The organism is Idiomarina sp. T82-3 (assembly GCF_001577655.1).
Classification (GTDB): domain Bacteria; phylum Pseudomonadota; class Gammaproteobacteria; order Enterobacterales; family Alteromonadaceae; genus Idiomarina; species Idiomarina baltica.
In genome coordinates this window covers 26452-39612 of sequence record NZ_LSBQ01000011.1, presented here as the reverse complement: position 1 = coordinate 39612, position 13161 = coordinate 26452, and the positions used below count along the sequence as shown (strand labels likewise).

Below are 13161 nucleotides of genomic sequence, written 5' to 3'. Positions count from 1 at the left end.
CTCGGTGGCGCTTTTTTCGTATACTGGTATGCACTCGTTTTAATTACTATTAAGGAAACGCATGATACGTATTAATACAGCCTTTGATAGCGGTAACATCGACGTTATTGAAGCGCAGTCTTGTGAGAATATTCGTCTTGCAATTCGCAAGGACCATCAATCGGACTTCTATCAGTGGTTTCATTACAAGTTGTTTGCCGAGATTGGCGAGGAACATGTGATGGTCATTGAAAATGCAGGTCAATCAGCGTATCCCGATGGCTGGAAAGATTACCAAGCGTTGGCTTCGTATGATCGCGATACGTGGTTTCGCGTACCGACCGAGTATGATGGTAAGCAACTCACCATCCGCCATACGCCAGAGCAAGAATCAGTCTACTACGCCTACTTTGTCCCGTATTCGTATGAGCGTCATTTAGATTTGATTCAGCAGGCACAACAATCTGTGGATTGCTATCACGAGTTACTCGGTGAAACGCTTGATGGACGTGAGTTAAACTTGCTGATAATCGGCGAACCCAGCGACGATAAAAATACCATTTGGGTGACTGCACGTCAGCATCCCGGCGAGTCGATGGCTGAATGGCTAATGGAAGGATTTTTAGGGCGTTTGTTAGATGATGAGGATGGCGTCGCTCGGAAACTGTTAGATGAAAATGTGTTCTATGTCGTACCCAATATGAACCCAGACGGCAGTGTTCGAGGTCATTTGCGAACTAACGCGGTAGGTACTAACCTGAATCGAGAGTGGGCGGAACCTAGCCTAGAGAAAAGCCCAGAAGTCTTTTATGTACTTAAGCGGATGCAGGAAACCGGCGTCGACATGTTTTTAGATGTGCATGGTGACGAAGCGCTTCCCTATAATTTCGTAGCGGGTTGTGAGGGTATTCCCTCGTATGATGAGCGACATAAGCAGTTAGAAGAAACGTTTAAAAATGCTTTGTTAGCGGCAACGCCTGAATTCCAAGATGAATATGGCTACGAGAAAGATGAGCCAGGCAAAGCGAATATGACGGTTGCGTGTACCGCCGTTGGTGAGCGTTTTAAATGCTTATCGTACACTTTAGAAATGCCATTTAAGGATAATGCCGACTTACCTGATGAAGACTTTGGGTGGTCGTTGACACGTAGCCAACGTCTAGGCGAGGACTTGCTAACGGCTATATTGGCCGTGTCACCTATCTTGCGTAAGGCTTAACAAGCTCGGTGAAAATAACAATAAATAAAGGGGATACACCTTGGAAACGCTGAATAATATTTTGTTATGGATTGATGGGTTTTTGGGCTCGGCAGCCTATTTCCCATTTCTTTTGTTAGGTGTGGGCTTATTCTTCACACTTTATTTGGGCTTTCCTCAAGTGCGCTACTTTCGTCACGCGTGGCGCGTATTGAGCGGTAAGTTCGATAAAAAAGACTCACAAGGGGATACCAGCCACTTCCAAGCGCTTTCGACGGCGCTCTCTGGAACCGTGGGTACCGGTAATATTGGTGGTGTAGCATTGGCTATCTTCTTAGGTGGCCCCGCCGCTATTTTTTGGATGTGGATGACTGCGTTCATGGGGATGACCACTAAGTTTGTTGAGGTCACCTTATCGCATAAGTATCGTGTAAAAACTGAAGATGGCACCATGGCGGGCGGACCTATGTATTACATGGATCGCCGCTTAAACATGAAATGGTTAGCAGTGATTTTCGCTATCGCAACCATTATCAGCTCCTTCGGTACGGGTAACATGCCCCAAATCAATAACATCGCTCAGTCAATGGAACAAACGTTCGAGATAGACCCTGTTGTTACTGGTGCGGTGTTATCGATTCTACTCGCCATGGTTATTATCGGCGGTATTAAGCGTATTGCAGCGGTCACCTCCAAGATTGTACCTATTATGGGTATCTTGTATGTGCTTGGCTCGCTGAGTGTCATTGCATTTAACATTGATAATATCGGTGAGTCTTTTGTTTCTATTTTCCGCGATGCATTTACCGGCTCTGCGGCCGCTGGCGGTTTCTTAGGCGCAAGTTTTGCTTATGCCTTTAACCGCGGTGTTAACCGAGGTTTGTTCTCGAACGAGGCGGGTCAGGGTTCTGCACCGATTGCCCACGCATCAGCACGCGCGAAAGATCCGGTTTCCGAAGGTTTGGTTTCAATTCTTGAGCCTTTCCTAGATACCATCTTAATCTGTACGCTGACGGGTCTCGTGATTCTATCCTCAGGCGTTTGGACCCAGAAATTTGAGAATAACTTCGCACGAAGTGACCTCGACTTCATTGCTGGGCACTATGATGACACCATAACGGCTGACCGTGAGAAACTCTATGCGTATCTGAATCAGACGGATGAGAACCAGATCAAGCGGTATAGTGGTGTGGTGAGCGTTGAGAATGGTGTTGCTCAGACTAATGATGAGTTTACTATCTTACATGCGCGTTCGGTGGCTGAAGATGTACGCTTTATTGTGGCCGGCGAGGATGCTTATACCGGGACGGTGAAAGTTAAAGATGGTAATTTGATCAAAGACGATATCGAAGTAGTCGGTAAGTCGTTGGTTCACTCGGCGGCGCTAACGTCACTCGCTTTTGCAAACGGTTACTTGGGTGACTTTGGGCAGTACATTATTCCTGTGACGCTATTGCTGTTTGCCTTTTCGACGGCGATTGCTTGGTCCTACTATGGTGATCGCGCTGTGGTCTATCTATTTGGTCAGAAGGGTGTCATGCCATACCGTATTTTATACGTAGCAGGCTTTTTCTGGGCATCGTTTGCCGATACGACATTGATTTGGACAGCATCAGCGGTCGCCATCGTGTTAATGACCTTACCAAACCTGATCGGTATGTTGTTATTACACAAAGAGATGAAGAGTACTGTTAAGTCGTACTGGCAGGACTTTAATAAAGAACAAAAACGTAAATAGCCATAACGTTTATTCTAAAAAAGCGAGGCAAGCGCCTCGCTTTTTTTATTTAAACCTCATTTATTGGGGCTGTCCCTTGAATTTAGTGATAAAAGCCTTATATTGCTTGGTATATATCGGTAAAGGTGTTTGATATGGCATTAGTTAATTGCCCTTCGTGTGGTAAGCGCGTGTCTTCTAAGGCAAAAGATTGCCCTCATTGCCAATTTGTTTTTGCGGGCAATTCAAAAGAAGACATCGAGCGTGAAGCGATTCGATTGAGGCAGGAAAAGTCAGATAAATTGGTTTCTCAATCGATGTTGGCCTTGTTGCTCTCCATTGCTGCCTTTGTCTATCTATTTTTCCAACAACCTCTCGCCAATAGTTGGCAGCGTAGCGCTGCATTGTTGTTTATTGGCATTGGTTTGGTTTGGTTTGTCATTAACCGTGTACGCCTCATCATGCTTAAAAGAAAGCGGTAAAGCTAATAATGCAATTTGAAGATCTCATCAACAGTATGAGCCAAGATACGTATGAACGCTTGGTCAGTGCCGTCGAAACAGGACGTTGGCCTGACGGTGCAAAATTATCGGAAGAACAACTGGAAAACTCGCTCCAACTAGTAATGGCTTATCAAGCACGGTTTCTTGATAGCGACCAACATTACTCAGTAGGTAAAGATGGACGTATAGTCACTAAATCTAAAAGTGAGCTTAAGCGGCAGTTCTCGGAGCAGAGCGGAGCCGATACCATTGCGCGTTTTAACCTAAATGAAGATGAGAGATAAGAGGTACCATGCAAGTAGTATCAGTACGTGATGATATCGTGACTCAATGCGAAGCCATCACAAGTGGAGAATCCGATTTAATTGCTAATTTAGCGAATATTTCAGCACTCATTTTTGACCAGTTTGAAGACATTAATTGGGCTGGGTTTTACCTCACTCGAGGTGAGCGCGAGCTCGTATTAGGGCCGTTTCAAGGCAAGGTTGCTTGTGTACGGATTCCCTTCGGTCAGGGTGTATGTGGTGTAGCAGCCGACTCACAAGCCTTGCAACACGTGCACGATGTGCATGAGTTCAGCGGTCATATCGCCTGTGATGCCGCTTCAAACGCAGAGGTTGTAGCCCCTATTATTGTCGATGGAAAAACTGTCGGCGTACTCGATATAGATAGTCCTACCGTAGGACGATTCAGCGCAGAAGACGCAGAGATGTTCGCGAGAATTGCGGCAATCTGTGCTACTTTTAATTGGAATCAAGCCTAACCCTATGTTTGCAGATTTTGATATCCAACTTTATTTGGTCAACTACGAAGACACAATTTTCTTTGAAGGCGAGGAAGAAGCCGCGGCTGACCAAATCAATGAAATGCTGCATCTAATTAATGATCAGCGTATAGAAACCGATACCGTAGAGCAGCTGGAAGAGGCTGTGCGCCTTACGTTATATGAGTGGATCGAGGAGCCTCGGCTGCTTGAACTTGAATTCGATGATATGGACATGTTTGTTCGTACTGTTTTAGAAAACGTCCGTGAACAGGAAGAAGATTGGAATGAGTGAGTCTGAAAAACTGACGAAAAGTAAAGACGTCATTGCGTATTTGGCTGAACAGTTTCCGAACTGTTTTAGCCTTCAGGGTGATGCAAAGCCATTAAAGATCGGGATTTTTGAAGATCTTGCGAAGCGTCTAGAAGACGACGAAAAGGTAAGCAAAACTCGCTTGCGTACTGCATTACGTCATTACACGAACAGTTGGCGTTATCTTCGCAGTGTGAAAACAGGAACAGAGCGTGTCAATCTGGACGGTGAAGCTGTTGAAAAGGTACTTGACGAGCATCAACAACATGCTGCGGAGGCACTTAAGGAATCAAAGGAACGTGCCGCTGAGCGAGCGAAGCAGCGTAAAGCAACAGATACAAAATCTGAAGAAGCACGTACTAAACCGAAGCGGAGAGCACCCAGTGCGAACAAGGCTGCTAGAAAGCCAAAGCCAGCGCGAAAACCAACCCCTAAATTGAAAGATGTGGAACTTAATAGTCTTTCTGTGGGTCAACAGGTTCAAGTTAAAGCAGGTAACAGACCGATGCCAGGCACGGTGGTTGAGATCGATAAAAGCGATGTTCAAGTCCAGCTTGCCAATGGTCTGAGTATGAAAGTAAAAGCCGAAAACGTATTCGTAAAACAATAAGCGTCTGTCAGGAGTCGTCAATATGAAGTCAGGATTATTCAAGTTAAACGCGTTAGCTCTGTTAGTTGTAGCCCCGAGCGCGCTGGCGATTCCACCGACGCACGATATTTCTGAATTACCCCAATTAACGCAAGATAGTCAGCACGACACAGTCAGTGAGCGTGTGTTAGCGTATTTTACACGTTATCACTTCTCTCAGCCTGAGCTAGATGACTCGTTATCAGAGCAGATTCACGACCGTTACTTAGAAATGCTCGATTTCAATAAAATGTTTTTGTTGAAGTCTGACGTTGACGCGTCAGAAGAGTATGCTCGGTTGTTTGATGACATGCTTGAGAGCGGTGAGCTCGAAATTGCCTATGAGCTTTACCAAACAAGTTTAGAACGTCGTTTTCAACGTTATGTATATGCGCTTTCTTTGCTTGATAAAGATAAGCCCATGAGCTTCGATGAAAAGGGCGAAAAATATTACTACGATCGTGAAGATGCCGACTGGGCGAAAGATGAAGAGGCATTGAACGAGCTTTGGCAAAAGCGCGTCAAATATGATGCTCTGAACTTGAAATTGGCGGGCAAAGAGTGGCCAGATATCGTTGAGACCCTTGGTAAACGCTACAATAGTGCGTTGAACCGACTCACTAACTCAAAGAATGAAGATGCCTTTCAAACGCTGATGAATGCGTTTGCTCGTTCCATCGAACCTCATACGAGCTACTTATCACCCGCTAACTCTGAACGATTTCAGCAAAACATGAATCTTGAGTTGGAAGGTATTGGCGCCGTCTTACAATCAGAATACGACTACACTGTGATTCGTAGTTTGGTTCCAGGAGGACCTGCTGACAAGACGGGTGAGCTCTCTCCAGAGGACAAAATCGTTGCCGTTGGGCAAGGTGTTGGTGAGGACGCTGAGGATTTTGTGGATATCATTGGCATGCGTCTCGATGACGTTGTCGATATGATCAAAGGGCCGAAAGGTTCTTCTGTTCGCCTACAAGTCTTAGAGGCTTCACAAGGCGTTGGCGGCACACCGAAAGTGGTTGAAATAGTCCGCGACAAGGTCAAGTTAGAGGATCGAGCTGCAAAAGCGCACGTAGAGGTACCGGAAGAGGGACCTAATAAAGGGCGTAAAATGGGTGTCATTGAGATACCTGGCTTTTACAACAACTTGACTGCAGATGTCAAAAAGCTGCTTGAGGATCTTAAGTCTAAAGAGGTCGAAGGCATCGTTATTGACCTTCGAAGTAACGGTGGTGGCGCACTTAATGAAGCGATTGGATTAACGGGCTTATTTATTGACCAAGGCCCCGTCGTTCAGGTCAGTGATGGGCGCGGCCATGTTGAAATCAGTAAAGATCGAGATGGTGTTACCTATTACGAAGGTCCGCTGGTGGTGTTAGTTGACCGCTATAGTGCGTCCGCATCGGAAATCTTTGCTGCGGCAATGCAAGACTATAAGCGTGCGCTGATTGTGGGCGAGAATACGTTCGGTAAAGGGACTGTCCAACAGCATCGCGGGCTTAACCGTCGTTTTGATTTCTTCAGTGAGCCGTTAGGCAGCGTGCAATATACAATCGCGAAATTTTATCGGATTGATGGTGGTAGTACGCAGTTAAAAGGTGTGGCGCCTGATGTCACCTTGCCTTCATACGTGGAAGCGTCGGAGTGGGGCGAGAGTCGTGAAGACAACGCGCTACCGTGGGATCAAATCAAGCCAGCGCAATATGACACCTTCAGTTATCTTGATAGCGCTGAAATCCAGTCGTTAAACAAGAACGCTCATGAGCGTTTAGAGAAAGATCCTGAGTTTTCGTACATATTCAAAGATATCGATGAGCTACGTAAAAACATGGAAAAAACGTGGGTTAGCTTGAATATTGAAGAGCGTGAGAGTGAGCAAGCTGCGGACAAGAAAGAGCGCCTAGCCCGAGTCAATGATCGTCTCAAACGGATGGGAATGAAGCCAGTTGAATCGATTGATGATGTTGACGACGAGGTGCTTGAAGTGGATCCGTATCTTGATGAGACCATTTCTGTTGCATTTGAATTTATTGATGATGTGAAGCTCGCTCAAAACGACTAAGTCAATAGTCATAGATATGCTCAAAAAACCGCCGCTTTATGGCGGTTTTTTTACGTATGCTTGGCAACCCACGCAGTTTGTGGTCAACTACCGCGTTATACTAAAAAAATGATCTAGAACAACAATGAAAAACTCAGCATCAATATCAAGTCGTTGGTCAAGTCGATTGTCATTTATTTTGGCATCGTCGGCGGCCGCCGTAGGCCTTGGCAATATCTGGAAGTTTCCCTACGTGATGGGAGAAAACGGAGGCGGTGCTTTCGTTTTAGTATATCTGCTTTGTATCGCATTCATTGGCATCCCTATCATGATGGCCGAAGTGGTCATTGGTCGACGAGGTCGTCACTCACCGGGATACGCGGCAGAGCAAGTCGCAGTCGAGTCTAAACGCAGCCGGCATTGGCAATTGGCAGGTTGGTTAGGCATGTTGACGGGCTTTCTCGTCTTGAGCTTTTATGCCGTTATTGCAGGGTGGGCGCTCGATTACGTGTTTAAAGCGGCGGGCGGCGCATTCAATGGTGCCTCAGCCGAGCAAGTCGGGGGGCTATTCTCTGGCATGTTGTCATCGGCGAGCGAGTTGATGCTGTGGCACACACTCATATTGATTGGCGTAGTGGTTGTCGTGGGCAAGGGGGTCAATAAAGGACTCGAACGCTCGGTTCGTTTTTTATTGCCGGCTATGTTTGTATTGCTGATCGCTTTGGCGGTCTATGCTGGAAATATTGGGGCGTTTGGCGAAGCCGTAGAGTTCATGTTTAAACCTGACTTTTCAAAGCTTTCGATTAACGGCGTGATGATTGCGCTGGGTCACTCTTTCTTCACGCTCGGTTTAGCATCCGGCGTTGTCATTATGTATGGCGCTTACTTGCCCAAGGAAACTTCGGTCGTACAAACAAGCGTTTGGATAGCGGTGATTGACACACTGGTTGCTTTAATTGCAGGTCTCGCCATTTTCCCGTTGGTATTTGGCTTTAATCTTACACCGAGTGAAGGACCTGGATTAATCTTTACCACCTTGCCACTGGCTTTTGGTGAAATGCCAGGGGGACAATGGGTAGGCACTCTATTTTTCACCATGTTAGTGATCGCCGCATTTACTTCGGCGATAGCAATGATTGAAGCGTCGGTGGCTTTTGTCTCAGAAAAATTCAATCTATCGCGTTGGCCCTCAACGATCATTTCCGCCAGTGTATTATGGTTGCTGGGGCAGCTCACGATCCATTCGTTCTCCGGGAGCTCGTGGGCGCAACTGAGTACACAGTGGCTGGGTAAGCCATTGAATTCAATTTTTGATGTGATTGACTTACTCACATCGAGTCTATTATTACCGTTAGGTGGCTTACTGCTCGCCGTTTTAGCGGGCTGGGTAATGACGCGTGATAACGCTAAAGACGAGCTTGATGCTGGCAACCACATTTTTGATATTTGGCATTTGTGCCTCAAATACGTTGCACCGATCGCTATTATTATAATTTTTCTTCAACTTATCGGCATTATCGAGATTTAGGATAACGCATTCATGACACAACAAATAAAACAGCCCACACTTTTTCAGGCACTGATTCCGCTGGTCGCTTTGGTGATTATGTTGGCCTCATCAGTGTATTTCTTTGGCGAAGACTCATCCTATGGACCTAACCAAATAGCGCTTTGGATAGCTGCAGGTATTGCCTGTATTATCGGCTTTAAGAATGGCTTCAGCTGGGAGCAAATTGAAAAAGGTATTCAAGAAGGTATCTCTGTTGCTTTAGGCGCCATGTTGATTATTCTTGCGGTAGGCTCCTTGATTGGTACTTGGTTGCTCTCAGGTACCGTACCGACGCTGATTTACTACGGTTTAGAGTTGTTAAACCCGGGGCTGTTTTATGCTGCTAGCTGTATTATTTGCGGTATCATTGCATTGTCGATTGGTAGCTCTTGGACGACGGCTGCAACCATTGGTGTTGCGTTAATGGGAGTCGCATCGGGCATGGGTCTTGACCCTGCTATCGCCGCTGGTGCTATCGTTTCGGGCTCATATTTCGGTGACAAAATGTCGCCGCTATCAGACACCACGAACTTGGCACCTGCAGTCAGTGGAACCGAACTGTTCGCACATATCCGTTACATGGGCTATACCGCAGGCCCCGCGTTTATTATTTCAGTGACAATTTTCCTATTCTTGGGGCTGAATGCCGACTCATCGGTATCTCTTGAAAAGCTGAATCAAATGCAAAGCCTGCTCGACAATACCTTTAATGTAGGTTGGGCAATGTTAGTACCCTTAGGTGTTCTGCTATTTTTAGCAGCAACCCGTAAACCTGCGTTACCGACTGTGTTTTTTGGTGCGTTGCTAGGTGGCGTTTGGGCACTCATTTTTCAACCTGATATGGTGCAGCAGATGGCGGGTGGTAATGACACCTTATTATCGCACCTGAAAGTAATTTGGCTCGCAATGTCTGATGGTACGACGGTCAGTACCGGAAGCACAAACCTTGATTCGCTGCTGAGTGGCGGCGGTATGTCGAGCATGCTTAATACCCTATGGTTGATTTTAAGTGCAATGACGTTCGGCGCCGTCATGGAAAAGCTCGGGCTGTTAAAGCGCTTTATCCAGGGCATGCTAAAGTCAGCGAAGTCAGTAGGCAGTTTGATCACTGGTACGTTATTTACCTGTTTTGGTGCCAACGTATTAACTGCCGACCAATACATGGCCATCGTATTGCCTGGCCGTATGTTTAAAGAAGAATATCAACGTCGAGGGCTGGATCCTCGAGTACTTTCTCGTACATTGGAAGACAGTGGTACTTTGACTTCCGCATTGATTCCATGGAACACCTGTGGCGCATACATGTTTAGTGTTCTGGCTGTAAGTCCGCTAGACTATGGTATATATGCATTCTTTAACTATTTGACACCATTAATTGCGATTGTACTGGCTTATACTGGATGGACGATTTTACGCCGTGAGCCAGAAATGACTGAAAATACTCAAACGTCGTAAAGAGGGTTTATGTCACAAAAAACCGCGAAGTATCGGAAAGATTACCAAGCACCTAAGTTCACCATCGATACGGTGAACTTAGTTGTTGAATTGGACGAGACAAACACACGCATCACTAATACCATGAAAATAAAGCGCCAAGGCGAGCACAGTGATGCGTTGGTACTCGATGGAGAGCACATCGAACTGGAAAAGGTTGTTTTAAACGACCAAGCTCTCAGCACTTCAGATTATACAGTCACTGACTCAACGCTGACCATTGAGGTTGAGCAAAATGAGTTCACACTGACAGTGGTCAATACATTGAACCCATCGACCAATAAAGCGCTGGAAGGGCTTTATCTGGCTGAAGGTACTTTTTGTACCCAATGCGAGGCAGAGGGTTTCCGCCGTATAACTTACTACTTAGATCGCCCCGATGTATTGGCGACTTTTACTACCAAAGTTATCGCACCGAGTGCAGACTATCCGCATATTTTGGCGAATGGCAACAGCGTTGAGCACGGTGAGGAAGAGGGCAAGCCGTTTGTCACTTGGCATGACCCATACCCTAAACCGAGCTATTTATTTGCGTTGGTGTGTGGTGATTTTGATTTACTTGAGGACACCTTCGTGACGCGCGAAGGACGCGAAGTCGCACTGCAGTTATTTGTCGATAAAGGTAACTTAGATCGCAGTGAGCACGCGATGGTGTCGTTAAAAAATGCAATGCGTTGGGACGAGGAACGCTTTGGTCTGGTTTACGATCTCGATATCTACATGATTGTCGCGGTCGATTTCTTCAATATGGGCGCTATGGAGAACAAAGGACTTAATGTCTTTAATTCTAAATATGTGCTTGCTAATCCCAAAACCGGCACCGACCAAGATTTTTTAAATATCGAATCGGTGATCGGTCATGAATACTTTCACAACTGGACGGGAAACCGAATTACTTGCCGCGATTGGTTCCAGCTTTCGCTGAAAGAAGGCCTGACGGTATTCCGTGATCAAGAATTTAGCTCAGATTTAGGTTCACGTGCGGTTAATCGTATTCAAAACGTCAAGGTGATTCGTAGTCACCAGTTTACTGAGGACGCAGGGCCAATGGCTCACCCCATTCGACCTGACAAAGTTGTGGAGATGAATAACTTTTATACGGTGACCGTGTATAACAAAGGCGCTGAAGTCATTCGTATGATGCATACATTACTGGGCGAAACTGGCTTTCAGCGTGGCATGAAGTTTTATGTCGAACGCCATGACGGTGCCGCAGTGACCTGTGAAGATTTTGTCAAAGCGATGGAAGATGCCAACGATCGGGATTTTACACTATTCCGTCGCTGGTATGAGCAAGCTGGGACACCGAGTGTGGAAGTCGAAACCGCGTTTGATACTGACAAGCAACAACTCATTATCAACACCCGTCAGACGGTTCCAGCTACACCAGGTCAGGCGGAAAAACGACCCATGCATATTCCAATGCGTATATCTGCCTATGCACCTAACGGTAACCGTATAGTGCTCGCTGAAAACCTGCTCGAACTGACTGAAGAACGTCAAAGCTTTTACGTCAATGGCGAATTTGCAGCTCAATTGGCGTCGAATGAAGAACCGATTGTCTCGGTCTTCGATGATTTTTCTGCACCCGTTAAAGTGCAACGTGATTTACCTGAAGCAGCGATGTTGACCTTAATGGCGCATGCAGACGATCCGGTGAGTCGCTGGGACGCTGCACAGCAGCTATTTACAAGTCGCGTGGTGGATGCGGTCAAGTCGCAATCAACAGTCGAAGTGGATAAGGCGCTTGTCGATGCGTGTGAACGTTTGATCACGTCGGATACTGATCCTGCGTTAATCGCATTGACGCTGACGTTGCCAAATGCGGCTACCGTTGGCGAGTATTTTGAAACCATTGAGATTGATACCATTGTTCACAACTTGCGACAGTTAAAACGTCATTTAGCTGAACAGTTGCACGGCACGATGAGTGCACGTTATGCCGCTATTTATGATGAATTGCAGCAGCGTGACTACCGCTTGTCAGGTGAGGATATAGCGCTACGGCAATTGCAAAATGTACTATTGAGTTACCTCACCGTAGCGGGCGATAATTACGTGAATCTGAGTCAAACGCAGTTTGATAACGCAACGAATATGACGGATCGACTGGCGGCACTGCAGGCATCGGTTTGGGGCAACGCATCAAATGCTATCACGCTTGTGGAAGCTTTTGATCAGCAATGGCGCGGTGATAAACTGGTGATGGATAAGTGGTTCCAGACGCAGGCATTAGCCGATACGGACGGTACCATTGCCAATGTTAAAACCTTAATGAAACACCCCGATTTCAGTCTAGATAATCCGAACCGAATTTATTCATTGTTGGCGGCGTTTACACAAAATAGCGCAAGATTTCATCAGTTTGATGGAGCCGGTTATGCGTTAATTGGTGATGTCATTTGTCAGTTAAATGATAAAAATCCGCAGGTAGCGTCGCGTTTAATATCAAGCTTTATGTCTTGGAGACGGTACGATGCCGAGCGACAGGCATTGATGAAGCAACAACTGGAAAAAATCCAAGCGTTGCCGAACTTAGCAAGTGATTTACAAGAAAAAATAGAAAATAGTTTAGCTGCATAACTATTTTCACGAAATAGCGAGTTGGGAGTCATCCTGTGATTGAATATCGTTTTTCAATTTCTATGTCGTATCAGGAATTTATCGATATTTACTACGGTGGTGGCGCCCAACATTTAGTTGTACTGTCTGATACTAACGTACGAATTGCTATTCCGGCCGGTCGTATGGTTCCTTTTGTGGACCCAACTGGCGTATCCGGTCGGTTCATTATACAGCTCGATAACAATAATAAATTCGTTTCCCTCAAGCGTATTTAGCTCCTAATTTGGATAGTTATTGAGTTATTTTTCATAAGCTTTACTGCTCGCTGGTCTAAACACTCATTTATTGCACGAATATGCGTTGAAAGCCTGCCTTAAATGTCCGACAATAACATCAATCATAGGTAGA

Annotated in this window: 12 protein-coding genes; all 12 read left to right on the top strand. The window is 46.0% G+C overall.

Annotated features, from left to right (window positions below):
* Positions 1-64: 64 nt before the first annotated feature.
* A complete protein-coding gene (locus AWU56_RS08210) occupies positions 65-1198 on the top strand; it encodes a M14 family metallopeptidase (protein WP_040487989.1) in 1134 nt (377 codons plus the stop codon).
* Between the two features lie 40 nt (positions 1199-1238).
* Positions 1239-2915, top strand: a complete 1677-nt coding sequence (locus tag AWU56_RS08205) for an alanine/glycine:cation symporter family protein (RefSeq protein ID WP_006955823.1) — start codon at positions 1239-1241, stop codon at positions 2913-2915.
* Between the two features lie 134 nt (positions 2916-3049).
* Positions 3050-3376: a zinc ribbon domain-containing protein gene (locus AWU56_RS08200; RefSeq protein WP_006955821.1), complete on the top strand. Its 327-nt coding sequence runs from the start codon at positions 3050-3052 to the stop codon at positions 3374-3376.
* A gap of 8 nt (positions 3377-3384) precedes the next feature.
* A complete protein-coding gene (locus AWU56_RS08195) occupies positions 3385-3681 on the top strand; it encodes a YeaC family protein (protein WP_006955819.1) in 297 nt (98 codons plus the stop codon).
* A gap of 8 nt (positions 3682-3689) precedes the next feature.
* The gene (msrC, locus tag AWU56_RS08190) at positions 3690-4160 is read left to right on the top strand and encodes a free L-methionine (R)-S-oxide reductase MsrC (protein WP_006955817.1); all 471 of its coding nucleotides are present in this window, start codon (positions 3690-3692) and stop codon (positions 4158-4160) included.
* Positions 4161-4164: 4 nt separating this feature from the next.
* Positions 4165-4455: a hypothetical protein gene (locus AWU56_RS08185; protein WP_006955815.1), complete on the top strand. Its 291-nt coding sequence runs from the start codon at positions 4165-4167 to the stop codon at positions 4453-4455.
* Positions 4448-5083 (top strand): RNA chaperone ProQ, encoded by a 636-nt coding sequence (gene proQ / locus AWU56_RS08180; protein WP_272978828.1) that lies wholly within the window; start codon positions 4448-4450, stop codon positions 5081-5083. The genes AWU56_RS08185 and proQ overlap by 8 nt, the downstream gene beginning before the upstream one ends.
* Positions 5084-5105: 22 nt before the next feature.
* Entirely contained in the window at positions 5106-7166 is a 2061-nt protein-coding gene (gene prc / locus AWU56_RS08175) for a carboxy terminal-processing peptidase (RefSeq protein WP_272978829.1), read from the top strand.
* A 124-nt stretch (positions 7167-7290) separates the two neighbouring features.
* Positions 7291-8673, top strand: a complete 1383-nt coding sequence (locus tag AWU56_RS08170) for a sodium-dependent transporter (RefSeq protein WP_272978830.1) — start codon at positions 7291-7293, stop codon at positions 8671-8673.
* 12 nt (positions 8674-8685) lie between these two features.
* Entirely contained in the window at positions 8686-10149 is a 1464-nt protein-coding gene (gene nhaC, locus AWU56_RS08165; RefSeq protein ID WP_272978831.1) for a Na+/H+ antiporter NhaC, read from the top strand.
* Positions 10150-10158: 9 nt separating this feature from the next.
* Entirely contained in the window at positions 10159-12771 is a 2613-nt protein-coding gene (gene pepN, locus AWU56_RS08160; protein ID WP_272978832.1) for an aminopeptidase N, read from the top strand.
* Between the two features lie 35 nt (positions 12772-12806).
* The gene (locus tag AWU56_RS08155; RefSeq protein WP_272978833.1) at positions 12807-13028 is read left to right on the top strand and encodes a DUF2835 family protein; all 222 of its coding nucleotides are present in this window, start codon (positions 12807-12809) and stop codon (positions 13026-13028) included.
* Positions 13029-13161 lie beyond the last annotated feature (133 nt).